Annotated in this window: 16 protein-coding genes; 13 read left to right on the top strand and 3 right to left on the bottom strand. The window is 64.2% G+C overall.

Translation table 11 applies throughout. The features are described from left to right. The 3 genes from MTR72_RS29580 (at window position 1) to MTR72_RS29570 (ending at window position 4,022) form a co-directional block, all read left to right on the top strand. Window positions 1-789, top strand: coding sequence for an ABC transporter ATP-binding protein (locus MTR72_RS29580; protein ID WP_280966960.1), 789 nt, complete (start codon window positions 1-3; stop codon window positions 787-789). 76 nt (window positions 790-865) lie between these two features. Continuing rightward, window positions 866-2,704: an AMP-dependent synthetase/ligase gene (locus MTR72_RS29575; RefSeq protein WP_280966959.1), complete on the top strand. Its 1,839-nt coding sequence runs from the start codon at window positions 866-868 to the stop codon at window positions 2,702-2,704. Window positions 2,705-2,822: 118 nt separating this feature from the next. Further along, on the top strand, window positions 2,823-4,022 hold the full coding sequence (locus MTR72_RS29570; protein WP_280966958.1) for an ABC transporter substrate-binding protein: 1,200 nt from the start codon (window positions 2,823-2,825) through the stop codon (window positions 4,020-4,022). Between the two features lie 158 nt (window positions 4,023-4,180). On the opposite strand, the gene MTR72_RS29565 is transcribed toward MTR72_RS29570, so the two are convergent. Further along, entirely contained in the window at window positions 4,181-5,296 is a 1,116-nt protein-coding gene (locus tag MTR72_RS29565) for a lysozyme inhibitor LprI family protein (RefSeq protein WP_341511650.1), read from the bottom strand. Window positions 5,297-5,389: 93 nt separating this feature from the next. Next, complete coding sequence (locus MTR72_RS29560; RefSeq protein ID WP_280966956.1) at window positions 5,390-6,127, bottom strand: transglutaminase-like cysteine peptidase; 738 nt, start codon at window positions 6,125-6,127, stop codon at window positions 5,390-5,392. Window positions 6,128-6,756: 629 nt separating this feature from the next. Here MTR72_RS29560 and MTR72_RS29555 point away from each other — a divergent pair. Then, complete coding sequence (locus MTR72_RS29555) at window positions 6,757-11,214, top strand: VCBS domain-containing protein (protein WP_341511636.1); 4,458 nt, start codon at window positions 6,757-6,759, stop codon at window positions 11,212-11,214. Window positions 11,215-11,358: 144 nt separating this feature from the next. After that, a complete protein-coding gene (locus tag MTR72_RS29550; RefSeq protein WP_280966954.1) occupies window positions 11,359-13,590 on the top strand; it encodes a CHASE2 domain-containing protein in 2,232 nt (743 codons plus the stop codon). Window positions 13,591-13,699: 109 nt separating this feature from the next. Here the strand turns inward: MTR72_RS29550 and MTR72_RS29545 are convergent, their stop codons facing one another. After that, on the bottom strand, window positions 13,700-15,295 hold the full coding sequence (locus MTR72_RS29545) for an ABC transporter substrate-binding protein (RefSeq protein ID WP_280966953.1): 1,596 nt from the start codon (window positions 15,293-15,295) through the stop codon (window positions 13,700-13,702). A gap of 215 nt (window positions 15,296-15,510) precedes the next feature. Here MTR72_RS29545 and MTR72_RS29540 point away from each other — a divergent pair, with 215 nt between their 5' ends. The 8 genes from MTR72_RS29540 (at window position 15,511) to MTR72_RS29505 (ending at window position 23,559) form a co-directional block, all read left to right on the top strand. Continuing rightward, on the top strand, window positions 15,511-17,169 hold the full coding sequence (locus MTR72_RS29540; RefSeq protein ID WP_280966952.1) for an ABC transporter substrate-binding protein: 1,659 nt from the start codon (window positions 15,511-15,513) through the stop codon (window positions 17,167-17,169). 191 nt (window positions 17,170-17,360) lie between these two features. Beyond that, on the top strand, window positions 17,361-18,314 hold the full coding sequence (locus MTR72_RS29535) for an ABC transporter permease (RefSeq protein ID WP_279373252.1): 954 nt from the start codon (window positions 17,361-17,363) through the stop codon (window positions 18,312-18,314). A 3-nt stretch (window positions 18,315-18,317) separates the two neighbouring features. Then, the gene (locus MTR72_RS29530; protein WP_280966951.1) at window positions 18,318-19,220 is read left to right on the top strand and encodes an ABC transporter permease; all 903 of its coding nucleotides are present in this window, start codon (window positions 18,318-18,320) and stop codon (window positions 19,218-19,220) included. 3 nt (window positions 19,221-19,223) lie between these two features. Further along, window positions 19,224-20,285 (top strand): ABC transporter ATP-binding protein, encoded by a 1,062-nt coding sequence (locus MTR72_RS29525; RefSeq protein ID WP_280966950.1) that lies wholly within the window; start codon window positions 19,224-19,226, stop codon window positions 20,283-20,285. Beyond that, window positions 20,282-20,479, top strand: coding sequence for a hypothetical protein (locus MTR72_RS29520; RefSeq protein ID WP_280966949.1), 198 nt, complete (start codon window positions 20,282-20,284; stop codon window positions 20,477-20,479). The genes MTR72_RS29525 and MTR72_RS29520 overlap by 4 nt, the downstream gene beginning before the upstream one ends. Beyond that, window positions 20,476-21,891 carry an amidase gene (locus tag MTR72_RS29515; RefSeq protein ID WP_280966948.1) on the top strand — a complete coding sequence of 472 codons (1,416 nt, stop codon included), beginning with the start codon at window positions 20,476-20,478 and terminating at the stop codon, window positions 21,889-21,891. The genes MTR72_RS29520 and MTR72_RS29515 overlap by 4 nt, the downstream gene beginning before the upstream one ends. After that, window positions 21,888-22,865, top strand: a complete 978-nt coding sequence (locus MTR72_RS29510) for an ABC transporter ATP-binding protein (RefSeq protein ID WP_341511635.1) — start codon at window positions 21,888-21,890, stop codon at window positions 22,863-22,865. Before MTR72_RS29515 ends, MTR72_RS29510 begins: the two co-directional genes overlap by 4 nt. A 424-nt stretch (window positions 22,866-23,289) precedes the next feature. Continuing rightward, window positions 23,290-23,559 (top strand): GlsB/YeaQ/YmgE family stress response membrane protein, encoded by a 270-nt coding sequence (locus tag MTR72_RS29505; RefSeq protein WP_279373246.1) that lies wholly within the window; start codon window positions 23,290-23,292, stop codon window positions 23,557-23,559. The last annotated feature ends 12 nt before the right edge of the window (window positions 23,560-23,571 follow it).

The raw sequence follows: 23,571 nt of genomic DNA, 5'->3' as shown, positions 1-23,571 counted from the left end.
ATGGATGCGACGGTGACGCCCGACATCATCTTAAAGCTCTCCAATGTCGAGAGCTATTACGGGCCGATCATGGCGATCCGCGGCATCTCGCTGGAGGTGCCGCGCGGCCGCATCGTCGCGCTGCTCGGCGCCAACGGCGCCGGCAAGACCACGGTGCTGAAGACGATCTCGGGCATTCTCGATCCGCAGAAGGGCGCGATCGAATTCCTGGGCAAGCCGATCCAGCGCATGGAAGCGGACAAGATCGTGCGGCTCGGCCTCAGCCACGTGCCGGAGGGGCGCGAGGTGTTTCCGTTCCTGTCGGTGCGCGAGAACCTGATGATGGGTGCCTATCCGCGCAAGGATCGCGACGGTGTGGTGGAGGATCTGGAGCGGGTCTACGGCTATTTCCCGCGCTTGAAGGAGCGCATCGACCAGCCGGCCGGCCAGCTTTCCGGCGGCGAGCAGCAGATGCTCGCGATCGGGCGTGCGCTGATGAACCGGCCGACGCTGTTGCTGCTCGACGAGCCATCGCTGGGGTTGTCGCCGATCCTCGTGAGGGAGATCTTCACGATCATCCGCCGCGTCAACGAGGAGCAGGGCATGTCGATCCTGCTGGTCGAGCAGAACGCGAAGGTAGCACTGGAGACGGCGCATTACGGTTATGTGCTGGAGATCGGGCGTGTCGTGATGAACGACACCTGCGACCGCTTGATGCATTCCCAGGACATCCAGGAATTTTACCTTGGCGCCAAAGAGCAGGGCGCGCGGGGCGAACGGCGCTGGAAAAAGAAGAAAACGTGGCGTTAAATGGCATTGCCCGTCCGTAAGAGATAGACCGCCGGCAAGGCAGGCAGCGGAGGGGAAGCGACAAGGAGGGAATGGCATGGCCCGACCGGCGGTGCTGACGGTCGCTGACACGATCGCGAAGAGCTTTCTGCGCGCCGCTGAGACGCGGGGCGACCGGCCCGCAATTCGCGAGAAGAAGTTCGGCATCTGGCAGCCGACGAACTGGCGCGAGTGGCTCTCGATCTCCAAGGAGATCGCCTATGCGCTTCATGCGAGCGGCTTCATGCCCGGCGATGTCGCCTCCATCATCGCCAACGCGGTGCCCGAATGGGTCTACGCCGACATGGGCATCCTATGTGCCGGCGGCGTCTCGTCCGGCATCTATCCGACCGATGCGTCGGCTCAGGTCGAATATCTCGTCAACGATTCCCGCACGAAGGTGATCTTCGCCGAGGACGAAGAGCAACTCGACAAGATCCTCGCCTGCCGCACGCGCTGCCCGACCTTGCAGAAGATCATTGTGTTCGACATGGAGGGCCTCAGCGGCTTTACCGACGACATGGTGATGTCGCTGGACGAGTTTCGCGCGCTCGGCCGCAATCACATGGTCGGCCGCGAGGCGCTGTGGCAGGAGATGATCGACAGCCGCAGCGCAGGCGATCTCGCGGTTCTCGTCTACACCTCGGGCACGACCGGCCCGCCCAAGGGCGCGATGCATGCCAACCGCAGCGTGACGCATCAGATGCGGCACGCCAATGATTTCATTCCGGCGAGCGAAGACGAGGACCGGCTGATCTTCCTGCCGCTCTGCCACGTCGCCGAACGGGTCGGCGGTTACTACATCTCGGTCGCGCTCGGCTCGGTGATGAATTTTGCCGAGAGCCCGGAGACCGTGCCGGACAATCTGCGCGAGGTGCAGCCGACCGTGTTCCTGGCGGTGCCGCGGATCTGGGAAAAATTCTACTCCGCCATCACCATCGCGTTGAAGGATGCGACGCCGCTCCAGCAATGGGTCTATCGTCGTGCCATCGACATCGGCTACCGCATGGTCGATTGCCGGCTCGAGGGGACGACGCCGTCGCTGTCGCTTCGCTTGGCCAACCGTCTCGCCTACCGGCTGGTGTTCCGCAACATCCGCCGCATGATCGGGCTCGACCGCTGCCGCATTGCGTACACAGGGGCAGCACCGATCGCGCCCGACCTGATCCGTTGGTATCTCGCGCTCGGCATCGACATGCACGAGCTCTACGGCCAGACCGAGAATTGCGGCGTCGCGACCATGATGCCGACGGAGCACATCAAGCTCGGCTCGGTCGGCAAGGCGGTACCCTGGGGCGAGGTCGCGCTCTCGCCCGAAGGCGAGATCCTGATCCGGGGCGACTTCCTGTTCATGGGCTACCTGAACCAGCCGGAGAAGACGGCGGAGACGATCGATCCGCGCGGCTGGCTGCACACCGGCGACGTCGGCACCATCGACAACGAAGGCTTCGTCAGGATCACCGACCGTATGAAGGACATCATCATCACCGCCGGCGGCAAGAACATCACGCCCTCGGAGATCGAGAACCAGCTCAAATTCTCGCCCTACATCTCCGACGCCGTCGTGATCGGCGACAAGCGGGCCTATCTCACCTGCCTTGTCATGATCGACCAGGAGAACGTCGAGAAGTTCGCCCAGGACCACGACATTCCCTTCACCAATTATGCGAGCCTGTGCCGGGCGATGGAAATCCAGGACCTGATCTGGCGCGAGATCGAGCAGGTCAACGCGAATTTCGCCCGCGTCGAGACCATCAAGAAATTCTACCTGATCGAACGTCAGCTCACTCCGGAGGACGAGGAGCTGACGCCGACCATGAAGCTGAAGCGCAGCTTCGTGAACAAGCGTTACGCCGCCGAAATCGACGCGATGTATCGCGAGCGCGCGGTGGCTTGAGAGCGCATGCCCCGGAAAGTGGAAGCAGGTTTTCCGGCACGGGGTGTGCGCAGAAAAGAAGCGAAGCAGCGATGGCCCCGCCCTTCGCACAACACGGGCCCAAGGAGAGGAGACGTCAATGTCGAAGTCGTTGAGGGCGTTCGGCCTTGCGGTAGGCGCGGTGGCGCTCACCCATCTGCCGGCCGCGGCGCAGACCAAGGTCACCAATGAAGGCATCTCGGGATCCGAGATCGTCATCGGCACCCATCAGGATCTGTCGGGTCCGATCAAGGTCTGGGGCGTACCGGTCTCCAACGGCATGAAGATGGCGGTGGAGGAGATCAACGCGGCCGGCGGCATCAACGGCCGCAAGATCAAGATGATCCTGGAAGACAACGGCTACGACCCGAAGAAGGCGGTGCTCGCCACGCAGAAGATGGTCGAGCGCGACAAGATCTTCGCGATGATCGGCCCGATGGGCTCGCCGACGGTGCTGGCAGCGCAGGACACGCTGTTCGACGCCGGCGTGCTTCAGCTCTTTCCGCTGACGGCGGCCGAGTTCACCTTCAAGTTCGATCCGGCCAAGCCGCAGGAGCGGCTGAAGTTCAACAACCTGCTGCCGTACGTCGAGAGCACGCGGGCCGCGCTCAAATACATGATGGAGTGGAAGAACTTCAAGAAGCCTTGCATCATGCACCAGGACGACGAGTACGGGAAGAACGTGCTCGACGGCTTCAACCAGCAACTCACCGCCATGAAGGTGCAGCCTGCTTCTGTGACGAGCTACAAGCGTGGCGCCTCCGATTTCAGCGCGCAGGTCGCCAAGATGAAATCGGACGGCTGCGATCTCGTCGTGCTCGGCACCGTGATCCGCGAGACCATCGGTGCGATGGGCGAAGCAAAGAAGCTCGGCTGGGACGTCACCTTCCTCGGCGCCACGCCGACCAACGTGCTGGAAGTGCCCACCCTCGGCAAGGACGCGGTCGAAGGGCTCTACGCCGCGAGCGGCTTCGAGATCCCGTACGAGGACACGGCCAAGGGCAAGGTCCATGACTGGCTCGTCAACTACAAGAAGATGTTCGGCACCGACGCCAATACCCAGGCGATCATCGGCTATAACGCCGTGATGACCTTCGGCTTCTATGCGCAGAAGGCCGGCAAGGATCTCACCGGCCAGAAGATGCTGGACGCGCTGGAGTCCGGTGACAAATTCCTCGACATCTTCAATTCGCCGCCGACCAAGTTCTCCAAGACCGACCACCTCGCCAACACCATCACCCAGGTGCAGCAGGTCAAGGGCGGCCGCTGGGTGCTGGTGAAGGACAATCTGATGTTCTGACTTCACCTCTCCCCGCTTGCGGGGAGAGGTCGGAATTCAAGCGAAGCTTGAATTCCGGGTGAGGGGGGCTCTCAGCGAGTCCCTCTTGAGCCGAATTTGCGGAAGCAGCCCCTCACCCCAACCCTCTCCCCGCGAAGAGCGGGGAGAGGGAGAAGGACCTACGACCCCCCGCTCGCAATCCCCGAGTTCACCGGCGCCAGCTCGTCTTCGCGGCATCGCCAACCGTCGGCGGCTTTCACGAAGGCGAAAGTCCGCTGGATCCGCAAGCGGCGCGTCACGTTGAAGGCTTCTGCGGAGCGCTCCCTGTTGGCGGCGCCCGGCTGCGGACGGCCGGACCTCGTGTCCCAGCAGGTGCCGGTGCAGGTCGAGGCAATCTTGCTGCAGGCGGTGAAGGGCGCCAGCACGACCATTTCGATCTCGCCGGTGACCTGTGCCTCCTGCTCGGTCACCTGACTGTCGACCGCGAAGACGCGGTTGATCCGGACGAAGTTGCCGCATGAACTCGCCGCATGAATTCGCGCCGCGCAGAAGTCGACGGCATCGGTGTCGGGGAGCTGCGCCGCGATCTGCCGGCCGAACACCTTCTTCGGATCGCCTTTGGCGGCGGCGATCTCCGCGGTCTTGCTGCTCAGGTAGTCGGCGAGACAATCTTCCGCGGGCGAAAGCTCAGCAAGCGGCACGTTCTCCTTGCCGACCAGATTGCATTTGCGGTCGCGCTCCCTGGTCCAGCGTCCGTACTCGGCGAAGGCAAAGCGCGCCTCGGTCGGGTTCAGCTTGTTGATCAGGCCGAGGACCTCTTTGTTGAGCTCCGTTTCGGTCAGCGCCAGCGCCGGGTCGGCGCAGATCAGCGCGCCCGCCGCCGTGTTGGCGGCGAGGCAGTCGAAATCGGGATCGCGCAGGATGGCGGCGCGCTCCTCGGTCACCTTGAGGAGGCAGGCCTTGACCCGTTCGACATCCTCGTAGCGAACCGCAGCCTGGCCGATGATTCCGCAACCGAGACTGCGCTGGCGGATCCAGATCGCATTCTCTTCGATCGCGGGCAGGCGATCGGGCAAGCGAGCCAGCCGCGCTTCGATCGCTCCGCTCAATTTCTCGGCAGCGGCGGCGAGCTGGGCATCGCCGCAGAACATTTGATTGGCGGGATCGCGGTTCTGCGCGCAGTTGTTCTTGGTGAACAACGGCAGCTTGTCGGCGATGGAGCGATCGGACGTGCCGGATTGCGCGAAGGCCGGCGACGCCAGCAGCGCAAGCACAGTCAGCACGATGAACCGCATTCCGTTGCCCCCCAGCATGGTGGCGGCCATGCTAGCTTCCCCGATCGCGCGGCGAAATGCCTTTGTGGCGGTACGGGCTACAAGTCGCCCGGCTCAGTGCATCGCCGCGCTTACGGCGACCAGCGACACGCGCACCGGCTCGTCGACATATTTCAGCACGGCGGATCGATAGAGCACGAACAGCGGCTGATAGCTCCGGGCGTCCTCGTCCTCGACCATCGCCATGCGGCGGTTGTCGAGCATCAGCCAGCGGCCGTCGAGCCGCGCGGCCGCGACCGCGTGCTCTGCGCCGGAGTGCGTGTCGCGCACCACCACGATGCGGAGGTCTTCGGCCGCAACGCCGGCGAGCCGCAACGCAGCCAGCTTGGCGATGGCGTAGTCCTCGCAGTCTCCGGTGCCGCGCTGGAAGGTCGCAAGCGGTGAGCTCCAGACATCCTCAGCGCCGTCATTCGCAGCCTTGATGGCGAGGTTGATGGCGCGATTGGTCTCGCCCAGCCGCGCGCGTCCGTCGCGGGCGCGAGCCCGGTCGACGATGGCGAGCAGCTTGAGGGCCGCGGGCGAGGCGCAGTTGTCGCGGTCGCCGTCGCAGAGCGCGAGCTGCACCATGTCGTCATCGATCTTGTCCTTCAGCGCGGACCATTTCTGCCGCAGGCTGCCGGTGGAGATGGCGAAGGCGAACACGCCGAACGGCTCGGCCGATTTGCGCACCAGCACGGCGGATCCCGGCGACAGCAGCGTGCCGGCGCGAAGCTCGGCGTTTGGTCCGAGCAGGCTCAATCCGCACAGGACCAGGATTGCGCGCCAGGCGCGCCTGCGAGCTGTGGTCTCCATCTGACTTCCCCTTCCGGCTTCGTCAGATCCCCTCGACCTGTCCGTGCCGGGCTTTGTTGCTTTCGCGCAGATGGTGCGAGGCGGGGCGTTTTGGTCAGCTTAACGCGCGCGGCGGAGGGCGCCAAAAACCAATAACAGACTGAAATCAGACTAGACGTTTTGGGTAAAATTTTACGGATCGGCCGCAACTGAGGCCGGAGTTGCCGTGAAATGGAACCAATTGCCGGTGCAGGCTGTGGAACAATTGATTCTGCGTTCTATGGCTAACGGGCCGCTAATTTCACGGGTTCTGTTAGCTGCCTCACAGTTTTAGTTCCGTGTTTGCTGCAGGATGCTGCAGGGCACCACGAACCAAAGATGACACAAGTAATCGCCGCCGAACTTTGACGGCAGTATACTTCAAAAGACGAAATATGCGTCTGAATGAGCTGAATTCGACTGGGGAACCTCGAAAATTTACCTTGCTTCCTCTCCGGTCCCACTACCCGGATCGGGGTCGGGTGGTCTTGTGATGCGAAATCACACAAGCAATAGACGGTTTCACTAAGGACTTGGTAATGATATGCAAGCTTAGGCGGGGCCCGCGCGCCCGATACTTATTTCAATATTAACGTTTTTACGGTGCCCCGTTGAATTACTACGCTGGCAAGCTTGACGCCGCGCTCTCCTTGGATGGCCAGGGTTTACACCCGCCCGCCGACGTCCATGTCGATTCCTTCACGGCGAAATCGCATGGTCATGTCCCGGACGGCGCCGTCGTTGTTCCCGATCCGAACCTGATCTTCCACGGTGAGTTCCGCCGCGCCGGCGTCGATCTCGTGCTGTCCAACGACGGTCATGAGTTCGTCGTTCACGATTATTTCAAAGGCGACAAACGCGCGGCGATCGCCTCACCGGACGGCGCGCATCTCACCGGCGACATCGTCAGCGCGCTCACCGGTCACGTCCAGTACGCGCAGGCGGCGGCCGGCGCGGCTGGCGCGGAGGTCATCGGCCACGTCACGAAGCTCGCCGGCAGCGCGACCGCGGTGCGCAACGGCGTCTCGATCATCCTGAACAATGGCGACAACGTCGAGAAGGGCGACGTGGTCTCGACCGGCGCGGATTCGACGCTCGGCATTACCTTCATCGACGGCACTGTGTTCGGCCTGTCCTCCAACGCGCGGATGGTGCTGAACGACATGGTCTACGACCCCAATGGGTCGAACAACTCCTCGCTGCTCAGCCTGGTCGCGGGCACCATCACCTTCGTTGCCGGCGAGACCGCCAAGCACGGCGACATGAAGGTCGACACGCCGGTCGCCACCATGGGCATCCGCGGCACGGCGGTGCTGACCCAGATCAATTTCATCGTGCCCCCCGGCGGCGGCGATCCGCAGCCGCAGGCGAACTTCCAGGTGCTGGTCGAGCCCAACGGCACGACCGGCTCCTACATCCTGTTCGACAAGATCACGCTGCTGCCGATCGCGACCGTCAACCAGGCCGGTCAGATGATCCAGATCAGCGGCGGCAACGTCTCGGTCAGCAATGCGCTGCTGTCGCCGGACGTGCAGAAGCTGATCACGGATGTGTTCACGCTGAAGTTCACCGACAACAACAGCAACACCAAGCTGACCACGAACTTCACCGATACGATCACGCAGACCAGTGACGGTCTCGTGATCAAGACGGCCGCGGGCTTTGTCGCGATCCCGACCTTCGTCAATCTCAACCAGCTAGGTCCGACGCCGCAGGCGCCCGCCGACCATACGACGTCGAACGACCGCATCCCCGGTCCGCCCGAGGCACGGAGCCTCAATCTCGACGGCAATGTGCAGACGGCGTTCCTGCTCACCGAGCGCGCCGACAAGACCGGCGACGCGACCGATCTCGACACGGTCAGCGGCAGGATCACCTTCCTCGACTTCAATCGGGGCGACCAGCCGACGGTGCAGGTCGATCTCGCGCCCAACTACGTCTACAAGAACGCCGGCCAGCAGGACGTCACCGCCACGCTCACGGCGCTGCAGCAGCAGGACATCGCGGCGACCCAGATCAAGATCGCGGTCGTGCCCGATGCAAACAACCACAACAACGGCTCGGCGGTCTGGACCTACAGCATTCCCGACAAGAGCTTCGACTTCCTCGCGGGGGGCGAGACGCTGACGCTGACCTACGTCGTTCGCGTCGACAATAATTTCGCACCGAACAACGAAACGACCTACATCCCGATCACCATCACGATCACCGGCACCAACGACAAGCCGACCATCGCGACGTCGGGCGGTACCGTGATCGAGCAGATCGGGACCGGCAACACGGTTCTGGATACCATCACCGGCACCGTCACCTTCACCGACGTCGATTTGACCGATCGGCCGATCGTGAGTGCGGCGATCTCGTCGACCCAACCGTTCAAATATCTCGATGCGCAAGGCCACGATGTCACGTCGTCACTGACCCCGGAGCAGTTGGCCGCGATCGCCGCCGTCGAGGTGCCGCTCACCGTGGTGCAGGCCGCGGGCAATGCCAACAATGGTACGGCCAAATGGACCTATAGCGTCGCCGACCACTTTTTCGATTTCCTCGCCGACGGCGAGACGCTGGTCCTCAATTACGTGGTGCAGGTCGATGACGGGCACGGCGGCGTCGTCAGTACGCCGGTCACCGTCTCTATCAATGGCGCTGACGTTAATATCGAGGGCACCAACGACGTGCCGACGATCGTCGACCAGTCGACGACCGCGACCGGAGCGCTGACCGAGGATGCGGCGACGACGCTGGCAGCGAACGGCACGATCACCTTCCGCGATCCCGACCTCACGGACACTCACACGGCGAGCTTCGTGCTGAAGTCGTCGGATGCACACGCCAACCTGCCAGGCTATTCGGAAACCGCGCCCCTCAGCGAGATCGGGACGTTCGCGCTGACGGCGGTGACCGAGCATCCCGGCGTCAGCACCATCGGGTCGGTCGGCTGGAGCTTTACGCTCGACGACTCTAATCCGGTGCTGCAGTCGCTGGCCGAGGGCCAGACCATCACCCAGGTCTACACCGTCACCGTCGACGATCATCACGGCGGAACTGTCAGCCAGGACGTCACGGTCACCATCACCGGCACCAACGACGCCCCGACCATCACCAGCAGCGCCGCCGCGGCAACGGGCAAGGTCACCGAGGACACCGGCCTGACGCTGTCGATCGACGGCACGCTTACGATCCAGGATCTCGATCTGATCGACACCCATACGGCGCAGGTGGCGTTCAAGTCGTCGACGTCGAATGCGCATCTGCCCGGCTTCGGCGACGGCACCGATCATATCGGTACCTTCACGATCGATTCGTCGGTGACCGAAGTGAACACCGACACCGACAACGGTGCCTCGCTGGGCTGGCACTTCACGCTCGACGACTCTAATCCGGTGTTGCAGTCGCTGGCCGAAGGCCAGACCATCACCCAGGTCTATACCGTCACCTTCACCGACGACCACAATGCGACGGTGTCGCAGGACGTCACGGTCACCATCACCGGCGTCAATGACGCGCCGACGATCACAAGCGGTGCGGCGGCGGCAGCGGGCGACGTCACCGAGGATACGGGCCTGACGCTGTCGCTCGACGGCACGCTGGCGATCCAGGATCTGGATCTGATCGACACCCACACGGCGACATCGACGTTCAAGTCTTCATCCGTCAGCTCGGCTCTGCCGGGCTTCGACAGCAGCTCGCATATCGGCACCTTCACAATCGATCCGTCGGTGACCGAGCTGACCACCGACACGGACAACGGCGCGACGCTCGGCTGGCACTTCACGCTCGACGACAGCGATCAGACGCTGCAGTCGCTGGCCGCGGGCCAGACCATCACTCAGGTCTACACCGTCACGTTTGATGATCACCACGGCGGCACAGTCAGCCAGGACGTCACCATCACGATCAACGGCGTCAACGACGCCCCGACGCTGGACAACGCGTCCTTGCCGTCCGTCGCCGGCAACGAAAGCAATCCGGGCGGAGAGGCCATCAGCGTTCTCTTCGCGGGCAAGTTCCACGACGTCGACAATGGTGCGAGCCTGAAGGCGGTCGCGGTGACGTCGGATGCCGCAACCTCCGCACAGGGCGTCTGGCAATACGAGGTTGGCGGTCAGTGGGTCGACATCGGATCGGTCGATGATGCGCATGCGCTGGTGCTCAGCCCGGATACGCTGATCCGCTTCGTGCCGGCCGACGGTTACACCGGTACGCCGGGCGCGCTGGGCGTGCACGCCCTCGACGACACTTATACGGGTGGTGTCACGTCGCCGGCGACGATCGACCTCACGAGCACAGGCACCGGCGGCCCGACCCCGGTCTCGCACGACGTCACCACCATCAGCACGGAGGTGACGGCTCCCGTGGGCGGACCGGTCATCGACACCGAAAGCTTCCAGGTCTGGCATAGCAACGAGACCAACACCGACCTCATCACCAATCTCCGGGTCGTCGATACCGATTCCGGCGCTTCGACGGATACCTTCACGGTCACGGCACTCACCGCGCATGAGGGCAGCAGCGTCGATGTCGATCCCACGCCCCGCTCGCTCGACGACATCAACCTCGCCTTCGAGAACGGCATCACCTACAATCCCGGCGTCCCGGCCCCGCTCGACGACGAGATCACGCTGACCGTCACCGATTCCGCCGGTCACTCCGATGTCGTTCACTTCATCTTCAACGAGGCGGGCGATACGAGCAACGGCATCACGCTGCAAGGCACGGACGGCAAGGATGTCATCTTTGCGACCGAGACGAACGACACGCTGATCGGCGGCGCCGGCAAGGATCAGTTCGTGTTCTCGCCAAACGCGTCGGGTGCCGACGGCCAGCACATCATCAACGATTTTGCGACGGGCGTGGACAAGATCGACCTGCGGCAGTTCTCGGACGTCAGCTCCATCAACGATCTCGTTATCACCCAGCAGTCCGACGGCACAGGCACGCTGGTGACGTGGACCCAGCAGGTCACCCCGTTCGAGAGCGCGCCGGTCACCGAGCATGAATCGATCTTGCTAAAGAGCGTGGTCGCCGCAAACCTCAAGGCGAGCGATTTCATTTTCCACATCACCTGAGGAACGCCTGGCCTCCCGGCGGGGCGGCCCGCCTGGACCGCGGCAAAAAACCTCAATCTTGCACCGCCGGGGAATAGCCAATCGCGCGACTAGGCGCCATGATCGGGGCCTGTGGCGTGACGCAGGACAGGAAGTCCGACCAGAATGAAGCGCTTTAAGACCCTGCGGCGGTGGTTCGCGCGGAAGTTCGGCTTTGCGCGGCTGATGTGCCTGGCGCTGCTGATCGGATTCGCCGGGCTTCGCCTCTGGGATCCGCCGCCGATCCAGGAGCTGCGCCTACGCACCTTCGACATGTTTCAGCTCATCGATCCGCGCCATAAGACGGCGCGGCCGGTCACCATCGTCGACATCGACGACAAGAGCCTGGCCAGGCTCGGCCAGTGGCCGTGGCCGCGCACGCGGATCGCGGACATGATCCTCGGCCTCACCAACCTCGGCGCGGTGGCGATCGGGTTCGACGTCGTGTTCTCCGAGGCCGACCGGCTCAATCCGGACATTGTCGCGAGCCAGATGCGCTATCTGGACGACGTCACCCGCGCCAAGCTGCGCGAGCTGCCGACCAACGACCAGATCCTCTCCGAAGCCATCAAGCGCTCGCGCGTGGTGCTGGGCGAGACCGGACAGCCGGCTGCGACCGCCGAGATCGACAAGACACTTCCCTTCACGGGCGTCGCCACGGTCGGCGAGGAGGGCGCCGAGCGCTTCCTGTACGCATTCCCCGGCCTGCTGCGCAATGTGCCCATCATCGAGACGGCGGCGGCCGGCCGCGGCCTGTTCACCATCAAGACCGAGCGTGACGGCCTGATCCGCCGCGTGCCGATGATCATGCGCGCGCAAGGCAACATCATGCCTTCGCTCAGCCTCGAGATCCTGCGGGTTGTCACCAGCACGCCGACGCTCCTGGTCAGGACCGACAAGACCGGGATCAGGGCGGTCCGCCTCAAGGGCCTCGAGATTCCGACCGACAAGAACGGCCAGCTCTGGGTTCACTATGCCCGCCAGGATCCCTCGATCTATGTCTCGGCGGCCGACGTGCTTGACAACAAGGTGTCGCCCGGCAGGATCTCCGGCAAGCTGGTGCTGATCGGCACCTCCGCGGTCGGGCTCAACGACATCAAGACCACGCCGGTGTCGTCCACGATGCCGGGCGTCGAGATCCATGCCCAGGTGCTCGAAAGCGTGCTGAGCGGCGCGGTCATCTCCCTGCCGAACTACGCGCTCGGCGTCGAGCTGCTCGCGGCGCTGGTCATCGGCCTCCTCGTCATCGCCTTCACGCCGAATCTGGGACCCGTGCGGCTGGTGCTCGCGGGTGCGATGTTCGCGGCCATCCTGATCGGCGTGTCCTGGTTCTTCTACGCGCGGTACCGCTACCTCATCGACTTCACCTATCCGCTGTTGTCGACCACCGCGATCTATCTGACGCTGATCTTCGCGAGCTTCGTCCGCGAGCAGCGCCAGCGCGTGCAGATCCGCGGCATGTTCGCGCAATACATGTCGCCGGTTCTGGTCGAGCAGCTCGCGCTCGCGCCGGAAAAGCTCGTCCTCGGCGGCGAGGAGCGCGAGATGACGATCATGTTCTCCGACGTGCGCGGCTTCACCACGATCTCGGAAACCTACAAGCACGATCCGCAAGGGCTAACCGCCCTGATGAACCGTTTCCTGACGCCGCTGACCAACGTGATCATCGAGCAGAAGGGCTATATCGACAAATATATGGGCGACGCCATCATGGCGTTCTGGAACGCGCCGCTCGACGATGCGCAGCACGAGATCAATGCCTGCGAGGCCGCGATCCGGATGCTCGAGCAGATCGAAATGGTCAACAAGGAGCGCGAACAGGAGGCCGCCGAGGGCGGCCATGTCTACATTCCGCTCAATGTCGGCATCGGCCTTAACACCGGCATCGGCGTGGTCGGCAATATGGGCTCGGACCGCAAGTTCAACTATTCGGTGCTCGGCGACAGCGTGAACCTGGCCTCGCGCCTGGAGGGGCAATCGAAGGAATACGGATTCCCGATCATCGTCGGCTCCTCGACCGCGCTCGCCGCCAAGGACAAGTTCGCGATCCTCGAGCTCGATTTCATCATGGTCAAGGGCAAGACCGAGCCGGAAGTCATCTATGCGATCGCCGGCCGCGAGGACGTGATGCACTCGGCGGCCTTCCAGCGCCTCCGCAACATCACCATCGAGATGCTCGGCTGCTATCGCAGCCGCAACTGGCAAGGTGCGCTCGGCGCGATCGAGCGCGGCCGTCGCAGCGAGGACGCCGACACGCTGGAAAAGCTGTTCAAGCTTTACGAGGCGCGCATCAAGGACTTCCAGCTCAATCCACCCCCCGACGGCTGGTCCGGTGCTTATGCGCTGCTGACGAAGTAGCGGGGCTGCGCTGCGTGCGTGAGCTCCGCAGGAGCCTAAAGCAAGGTGTCGGTCCCGGCCTGCGCCGGGACGACAGAGTTATTTGTGGTTGCGATGTGCCTCAACTCCCTCACTCCACCCCGATCGTGGTCAGGTCCTGGAACCAGTGCTGCGCCTGGACGAACTGCTTGATCCTGGGCGACAGCGCGTGCGGGTTGGTGTCGTGGACGACCCAGACCAGCACGGCGTCGTCGACGATCAGGGCATGCGCCTGTGCGATCAGATCGTCCTGCCTGACGGTGTCGAAAGTCTGCTTGGCTTCATTGATCAGCGCATCGACCTTCGGGTTCTTGTAGCCGCCCCAGTTGACGCCGACCGGCGCGATCTGGTCGGAGGCGAAGAAGCGTACGATGGCGTAGAGCGGATCCGAGGTGACATAGGCGATGTTGTTGGCGGTGATGCCTGCGTTCATTTCGTCGGCCGCGCCCTTGCGCCAATGCGTATATAACGTCTCGAGCTCGACGACCTTGAAGTCGATGTCGATGCTGATTTCCTTGAAACTCTGCTGCAGGAATTCGTTCATTGGCAGCGACAGCATCTGCCCGGTGCCGCCTTGGGCGATGATGAAGGTGGTCTTCAGCGGCTTGTCCTTGGAGTAGCCGGCCTCCTCGACCAGCTTCTTGGCAGCAGCGAGATCATACGTGATGTCGAAGCTCGGCTTGCCGAACCACGGGCTCGACGGATCGACTTGACCTTTCGCCGGCTTGGCGAGGCCGTTCATCAGGCCGACCACGCCCTCGCGGTCGATCGCGAGGTTGAGCGCCTTGCGCAGGCGAATGTCGGTCCAGGGCGAGCCGGGCAGCACGCTGAGATGATAATTCCAGACATGCGGCGTGATGTTGTCGACGATCTTCATGCCGGCCGCCTTGAGCTGCGGCACGGCGTCCGGCGCCGGCGTCTCGATCAGATCGACCTGCCCGGCCAGCAGCGCGTTGGTGCGCGTCAGCGCTTCCGGCATCGGCACCAGCACGATTCTATCGACCTTCGCAATGCGCTTCTTGTTCCAGTAGTCCGGGTTCTTGGTGAGCTCCGCGAGCTCGCGCGGCACGAGTTTTGTCAGCTTGAACGGGCCGGTGCCGGAGGGCTGGCTTGCGAACTTGTCCCAGTCCTTGCCGAGCTTGTCGTACTGCGCGGGGCTCGACACCAGGAACCAGAGCATCTGATAGGGAAAGAAGGAGTCGACCGTCTTGGTCGTGATCTCCACCGTGAAGTCATCGATCTTGGCGTAGCTCGCGACCGAGGGCAGGCGCGTCTTCACCTGCGCGCTCTGGCGCTTGTCGAATTGCGGCGCCTTGTCGTTGAGCACCTTGTCGAGATTCCAGATCACCGCATCGGCATTGAACTCGCTGCCGTCGTGAAACCTCACGCCCTTGCGCAAGCTGAAGCGCCATTTGGTCTTGTCGTTGTCGTCGACCTTCCATTCGGTGGCGAGCCCCGGCACCAGCCTGCCGGGCCGGTCGGCGACGTCCATCTCCCAGGCGACCAGCGGATCGTAGATCGTGTAGGCCGTGAACTGATAGGCGCCGGCACCGCGATCGGGCTGGCCCGTCGTCAGCGGAATATCCGCCATCGAGATGCCGTAGCGCACCACGGTTTCGGCGCGCGCCGAGATTGCAGAGAACGCCAGCACAAGCACGGCGAGGCAAATCGATGATCGAATACGCATGGCCCAAGGCTCCAAGGGAGAATCGAGAAGGGAGAAATCGGGGCCAAACTTGCAAGCTCGATGCCAGAATATGCAGCGCGACGCGTTTAGCGGCGCGCGATCACAAGGACTTGTCGTCGCATGGGCAATTTGCAGAATAAGTTTCCCCATTGGCATAGCCATTGCATACGATTGCATCAAAAATAGTCATCGAAAGCCGGAAAAGGATTGAGGCGATGCTTATTAAGAAGACTTCTCGCGCGGCGTTGATCGCGGTGCTCGCGCTCGGCACGGCGGCCACATGGCCGCGCGTTGCCAATGCCGAAACCGTGCTGCGCATCGGCATGACCGCTGCCGATATTCCGCGCACGCTCGGCCAGCCCGATCAGGGTTTTGAGGGCAACCGCTTCACCGGCCTCACGATGTATGACGGGCTCACCGGTTGGGACCTGTCCTCCGCCGACAAGGCGAGCGTGGTGATCCCCGGCCTTGCCACCGAGTGGAAGGTCGACGATGCCGACAAGACCAAGTGGATATTCAAGCTGCGTCCCGGCGTCACCTTCCATGATGGCTCGCCGTTCAACGCCGACGCCGTGGTGTGGAATGTCGAGAAGGTGCTGAAGCAGGACGCGCCGCAATTCGACGCGAGCCAGGTCGGCGTTACCGCCTCGCGCATGCCCACGCTCGCCTCCGCGAAGAAAATTGACGACATGACCGTCGAGCTCACCACCAAGGAGCCCGACAGCTTCCTGCCGATCAACCTCACCAATCTCTTCATGGCGAGCCCGGCGAAGTGGCAAAAGCTTTATGATGCCGCCGAAGGCGCCGACGCCAAGGCGAAGTCGCAAGCAGCCTGGGCCGCGTTCGCCAAGGACGCCTCGGGCACCGGACCTTGGAAAATGTCGAGCTTCACGCCGCGCGAGCGGCTCGAGCTCGTCAAGAACGCGAGCTACTGGGACAAGGCGCGCGTGCCCAAGGTCGACAAGATGGTGCTCTTGCCGATGCCCGAAGCCAATGCGCGCACCGCGGCGCTGCTCTCCGGCCAGGTCGACTGGGTCGAGGCGCCGGCGCCGGATGCGTTGCCGGAGATCAAGCAGCGCGGCTTCGTGCTCTATTCCAACGAAGAGCCGCATGTCTGGCCTTGGCAGTTCTCGCGCGTCGAAGGCTCACCCTGGAATGACATCCGCGTGCGCAAGGCGGCGAACCTCTGCGTCGACCGCGAAGGCCTGAAGGATGGGCTGCTTGCCGGCCTGATGGTGCCGGCGACCGGCACCTTCGAGCCCGGCCATCCCTGGCGCGGCAATCCCACGTTCCAGATCAAGTACGACAAGGCGGCAGCGCAGAAGCTGATGCAGGAAGCAGGTTACGGCCCCAACAAGAAGCTGACGGTGAAGGTGCAGACCTCGGCATCCGGTTCGGGCCAGATGCTGCCGCTGCCGATGAACGAATATCTGCAGCAGGCACTCGCCGAGTGCTATTTCGACGTGCAGCTCGACGTCATCGAGTGGAATACGCTGTTCACCAACTGGCGGCGCGGCGCCAAGGATCCCAGCGCCAATGGCTCCAACGCCACCAACGTCACCTATGCGGCGATGGACCCGTTCTTTGCGCTGGTGCGCTTCCTGCAATCGGGCATGGCGCCGCCGGTCTCGAACAATTGGGGCTTCATCAACAATCCCAAGTTCGATGAGCTGGTGAAAAAGGCGCGGCAGACCTTCGATCCCGCCGCCCGCGACGCCGCGCTCGCCGAACTGCACGCGGCCTCCGTCGACGATGCGGCCTTCCTCTACGTCGCCCACGACGTCGCACCGCGTGCGATGAGTCCGAAGGTCAAGGGCTTCGTGCAGCCCAAGAGCTGGTTCGTCGATTTCTCGCCGATCTCGATGACGCAGTAGCTCGCGCAACACGACCGGTGCACCCTCTCCCTTGTGGGAGAGGGTGGCTTCGCAAAGCGAAGCCGGGTGAGGGGTCTCCCTCCGCGGATGCGGACCCCTCGTTCGAAATGACTGCACCCGCGGACAGAACCCTTCATCCGGCGCTTCGCGCCACCTTCTCCCGCAAGGGGAGAAGGAAGAAAGAACCAAACGTGCTCGCCTATATCGCCAGACGCATCGTCTACGTCGTCCCGATCGTCATCAGCGTGGCGCTGGTGTGCTTTCTGCTCGTGCACATCACGCCGGGCGATCCGCTGGTGGCGGTGCTGCCGGCCGACGCCTCGCAGGAGCTCGCGGCGCAGCTTCGCGCCGCCTACGGCTTCGACCGGCCGCTGCCGGTGCAGTTCGGACTGTGGCTGCTGCGCGCGCTGCATGGCGATCTCGGCAACTCAATCGCGACGGGGCGTCCCGTGCTTGCCGAGGTCATGCGCGCGGTCGGTAACACCGTCACGCTGGCGATTGCGGCGGCCATCATCGGCTTCACGCTCGGCCTGTTGTTCGGCCTGATCGCCGGTTATTTCCGCGAGACCTGGATCGACAAGCTGGCGACGTCCTTTGCGATCGCCGGCGTCTCGGTGCCGCATTACTGGCTCGGCATGCTGCTCGTCATCATCTTCTCGGTCGAGCTGAACTGGCTGCCCGCGGTCGGCGCCGGTCCCGGCGGTTCCGGCGCCTGGGCCTGGGACTGGGCGCATCTCAAATACCTGGTTCTGCCGGCGATCACGACGTCGGTGATCCCGATGGGCATCGTCACCCGCACGGTGCGTGCACTCACCGGCGATATTCTCTCGCAGGACTTCGTCGAGGCTTTGCGCGCAAAAGGCCTGCGCGAGCGAGGGGTGTTCCGCCACGTCATCAAGAATGCGGCGCCCACGGCGCTGGCGGTGATGGGGCTGCAGCTCGGCTACATGCTCGGCGGCTCGATCCTGATCGAGACCGTGTTCTCCTGGCCGGGCTCGGGCTTCCTCTTGAATTCGGCGATCTTCCAGCGCGACCTGCCGCTGCTGCAGGGCACCATCCTGGTGCTGGCGCTGTTCTTCGTCTTCCTCAATCTGCTGGTCGATATCGCGCAGGCCGCGATCGATCCGCGCATCAAGCGGGGCTAGCCGATGAGCGAGCTTCCGTTGTCCGCGACGAGCGATGCGGCACTTCAGGCCGCGCCGGCGACCAAGGCGCGCGGCTATTGGGCGACCGTCGGCCGCCGCATCCTGCGCGACAAGGTCAGCATCGCCTGCGCGCTGGTGCTGCTCCTGATCTTTCTCTCGGCGCTGCTCGCGCCGTGGCTTGGGCTGGAGGATCCCTACAAGGGCTCGATGATCCGCCGTCTCCGTCACATCGCAACGCCCGGCTATCCGCTCGGCACCGACGAGCTCGGCCGCGACATGCTGGCGCGACTGATCTATGGCGGGCGACTGTCGCTCGTCATCGGCATCCTGCCCGTGATTCTCGCCATCGGCATCGGCACCTCGCTCGGCATCATTGCCGGCTATGTCGGCGGCAGGCTCAACACCGCGATCATGCGCACGGTCGACGTGTTCTACGCCTTCCCCTCCGTGCTGCTCGCAATCGCGATCTCCGGCGCGTTGGGGGCCGGCATCCTCAACTCCATCGTGGCGCTGACCATCGTGTTCGTGCCGCAGATCACGCGCGTCGCCGAAAGCGTCACCACCGGCGTGCGCAACATGGACTTCGTCGAGGCCGCGCGCGCCTCCGGCGCGGGTCCCTTCACCATCATGCGCGTGCACATCCTCGGCAACGTGCTGGGCGCGATCTTCGTCTATGCCACCAGCCTGATCTCGGTCTCGATGATCCTGGCCGCAGGGCTCTCCTTCCTCGGCCTCGGCACCAAGCCGCCGGAGCCGGAATGGGGCCTGATGCTCAACACGCTGCGCACCGCGATCTACGTCAATCCCTGGGTCGCCGCGCTTCCCGGCGCGATGATCTTCGCGGTCTCGATCTGTTTCAACCTGCTCTCGGACGGCCTGCGCAGCGCCATGGATATCAGGAACTAGGCCATGAGCGAAACCACCACCACTGTCGAAATGCTCGAGCCGGTCGAAGACCGCGGCGGCGTGGCGCAGCCGCTCCTGCGGGTGAGCGGCCTGACAAAACATTTTCCGGTTCGCGGCGAGCTGTTCAGCGCCAAGCGCACCGTGCGCGCCGTCGACAACGTCTCCTTCTCCGTCGCCAAGGGCGAGACGGTCGGCATCGTCGGCGAGTCCGGCTGCGGCAAGTCGACCACCGCGCGGCTGTTGATGCATCTGATGCCGCGCGATGCCGGCGACATCGTCTATGACGGCATGACCGTCGGCCGGTCGCTGTCCTTGCGCGAATTGCGCCGCGGCATGCAGATGGTGTTCCAGGACTCCTATGCCTCGCTCAATCCGCGCCTGACGATCGAGGAGTCGATCGCCTTCGGCCCGAAGGTCCACGGCATGGCTGACAGCGCGGCGCGCGCGCTGGCGCGCGAGCTGCTCGGCAAGGTGGGCTTGCGGCCGGAAAATTTCGCCAACCGCTATCCGCACGAGATTTCCGGCGGCCAGCGCCAGCGCGTCAACATCGCGCGAGCGCTGGCACTGTCGCCGCGGCTGGTGATCCTGGACGAGGCCGTCTCCGCGCTGGACAAATCGGTCGAGGCGCAGGTGCTCAACCTGCTCGCCGATCTCAAGCGCGAGTTCGGCCTGACCTATCTCTTCATCAGCCACGACCTCAACGTGGTGCGCTACATCAGTGATCGCGTGCTGGTGATGTATCTCGGCGAGGTTGTCGAGCTCGGCCCGGTCGACCAGGTCTGGGACGCACCCGCGCATCCCTATACACGCGCGCTGCTCGCCGCGATGCCGTCCTCCGACCCTGACAGGCGCACCGAGAAGCCGCCGATCACGGGCGATCCGCCCAATCCGATCGATCCGCCGTCGGGCTGCCGCTTCCACACCCGTTGCCCGTTTGCGGAACCGCTCTGCGCAAAAGCTACACCAAAGCTCACCGCGCTCGATAAGATGGGCCACGAGGCCGCGTGCTACATGGCGATCCCGGGTTCAGGCCATAGCCGCGCGCCGAGGGAGGAACTTGCATGACGAGACCAACGACAAAAGAGATCAAGGCGACGGCGCAGGTGGCCGGCATTGCCGTGGATGACGAGATCGCGACGCGCATCTCCAACTCGATCGGACCGGCTTTCGAAGGTTTCGCGGCTATCGCCGGCACGCTGCCGTTCGATCTCGAGCCCGCGCTTTACGTGGTCGCGCAGCATGTGAAGGTTTCGAAATGAGCACCGAGCCCGCCTTGATGACGCTCACCGAGGTCGCGCGTGCGATCGCGCTGAAGCAGGTGTCCTCGCAAGAGGTGACGCGGGCCTTGCTGCATCGCATCGAGCAGTGGCAACCGCATCTCAATGCCTTCATGGCAATCGAATCGGAGGCGGCGCTGAAGGCGGCCGATGCCGCCGACGCCGCGCTGGCCAAAGGCGAAGTGAGCGGCCCGCTGCACGGCGTGCCGCTCGCGCACAAGGACATGTATTACGATGCCGGCAAGGTCGCGACCTGCGGCTCGCTGATCCGCCGCGACTTCGTCGCCACCACCACGTCGACCGCCTTGCAGCGGCTGAAGGATGCCGGCCAGGTCCGGCTCGGCACGCTGCATATGGCCGAATTCGCCTACGGCCCGACCGGCCACAACAGCCACTACGGCCCGGTGTGCAATCCCTGGAATGTCGCGCACATCACCGGCGGCTCCTCGTCGGGCTCCGGCTCGTCGGTCGCGGCGCGGCTCACTTATGCCGCGCTCGGCTCCGACACCGGCGGCTCGATCCGCATGCCCGCGCATTTCTGTGGCGTCACGGGGCTGAAGACCACCTGGAGTCGCGTCAGCCGCGCCGGCGCGATGCCGCTGTCGCAGTCGCTGGACACGGTCGGCCCGCTCGCTCGCACCGCCGAGGACTGCGCGTTGCTGCTGGCATTGATCGCCGGCCCCGATCCCGAGGACCCGACCGCAAGCCACGAGCCGCTCGCGGACTATGTCGTCGCGACGAAGGGCTCGCTGAAGGGCCTGAAGATCGGCGTGCCCGCGTCGTTCTATGTCGACGATCTCGACAGCGAGGTCGCGCGTGTGCTGGACGAGACCATCGCGGTGCTCAAGCGCGAGGGCGCCGACATCATCAAGGTCGAGCTGCCGGACCAGCGGCAATTGTCCGCGGCGAGCCAGCTCATTCTCGCCGTCGAAGCCGCCGCCTTCCACAAGCGCTGGATGATCGAGCGGCCGCAGGATTATGGCCCGCAGGTCCTGATGCGCCTGCAGAACGGGCTCGCCGTTCCCGCCATCACCTATCTGGAGGCGATGCGCTGGCGCGGGCCGGCGCTCGCCGCGCACAATGCGGCAACCGCTGACGTCGATGCGGTCATCGCGCCGGCCTCGCCGGTGCCAGCGCCGACGATTGCGGAGAGCGACGTCGGCGGCGGACCGAACGCGCCGGCGCTGTTGCAGCGGCTGACGCTGTTCACCCGTCCGGTGAATTATCTCGGCCTGCCGTCGCTGACGGTGCCGTCCGGCTTCACTCAAAGCGGCCTGCCGATCGGCATGCAGCTCATCGGTCGCTCCTTCGATGAGGCGACCTTGCTCACCATCGGCGCCGCCTTCCAGCGCGTGACCGATTACCACGACCGGGTACCGAAACTGCCGTCATGACAAAGCTCGTCGAGATCTCAGGCCTCAACATCCGCTTTACCGGCGAGCGCACGGTCTTCGCCGTGAACGACCTTAGCCTCTCGCTCGGGAACAGTGAGGTGCTGGGCCTGCTCGGCGAGTCCGGCTCGGGCAAGAGCGTGACGCTGCGCGCGCTGATGCGGCTATTGCCGAGAAAGCGCACGCAGATCTCCGGCCGCGTCAACGTCATGGGCCGCGACGTGCTCGCGATGAACGACGAGGAGCTCTCCGCCTTCCGCGGCCAGACCGTCTCGATGATCTTCCAGGAGCCTGCACTGGCGCTCGATCCGGTCTACACCATCGGCGCGCAGATCGCCGAAAGCGTGGTGCGCCATGAAGGCAAGAGTTTTGCGGATGGCAGGGCGCGCGCGCTCGAGATGCTCGAGGTCGTGCGCATCCCCTCGGCCAAACGCCGGCTGGACGCCTATCCGCATGAGATGTCCGGCGGCATGCGCCAGCGTGCGATGATCGCGCTGGCGCTGGCCTGCCGGCCGAAGATCCTGCTCGCGGACGAGCCGACCACCGCGCTCGATGCCACCGTGCAGATCCAGATTTTGCTGTTGTTGCGCGAGCTGCAGCGCGAGTTCGGCATGTCCGTCATCTTCGTCACCCACGACATCGGCGTCGCAATCGAGATCTGCGACCGCGTCGCGGTGATGTATGCCGGCCAGATCGTGGAGCAGGGCAGCCTTCGCGACATCGTCCGCGCGCCGCTGCATCCCTATGCCAAGGGCCTGCTCGCCTCCACCATCCACGGCGCGAGGCGCGGACAGCGGCTCGAGACCATCCCGGGCGCCCCGCCCTCGCTGGCGGAGAAGCCGCACAACTGCTCCTTCGCCCCCCGCTGCGCCGCGGCCCAGCCGCGCTGCCTGCAGCAACTGCCGCCGAATGTGGAGGTGGCACCCGGCAGGGCGGCAAGGTGCGTGCTGGCGGAGGCGGTGACAGCAGCTTCGTAGCGAGCTTGTTGTCGATATGACCTGGTCGATTTGAGCTGAAGTGCAGCCCAACGCACGCTGCGCTCCCTCCCCCCTTGCGGGGGAGGGCTGGGGAGGGGGTAGCCCCAAGCGAGATCGGAGTTCGTGGCTACCCCCTCCCTGCCGCTCCCCCCGCAAGGAGGGAGGGAATGAGAGAGAAGTGCGCGCCTTACTTCGCCCGCTCCTTACTTCGAAAATCTTCTGCGCCAGGACAGAAAAATCTCTTGTGCCAAGATGGACTTGTCACAATTCACCGGGCGCATCCCGGCGAGTGCCGGTCTACTTTGCATGGGGTTGTTTTCGCGATTTTTGTTTGAGGGGCAACCGGACGAAGGTGAAGCACATTCACACCTCATTCATCGCCGTTCCGGTTCCATGAGGCCGTTCGCGGAGAGGGACCTCACTCATGTACATTTCCAATGAAGGCCTGCTCGTCATCCTGTTCGTCGGCCTGATCGCGGGCTGGCTGGCCGGCAAGGTGGTGCGCGGGACCGGGTTCGGTATCATCGGCGACATCGTGGTCGGCATCGCCGGCGCACTGGTGGCGAGCTTCCTGTTTCCGAAGCTCGGCATTCGCCTCGGCACCGGCCTCGTGTCCGAGATCGTCTATTCCGCCATCGGCGCGGTCATTCTGCTGCTGGTTGTGCGGCTGCTCCGCGGCGGTGGCCGGCTTTAGCGGGAGGCTTGG

The organism is Bradyrhizobium sp. ISRA442 (assembly GCF_038085055.1).
Classification (GTDB): domain Bacteria; phylum Pseudomonadota; class Alphaproteobacteria; order Rhizobiales; family Xanthobacteraceae; genus Bradyrhizobium.
The sequence above is the reverse complement of the archived record's forward strand: the minus strand, read 5'-3'. Positions and strand labels throughout refer to the sequence as shown.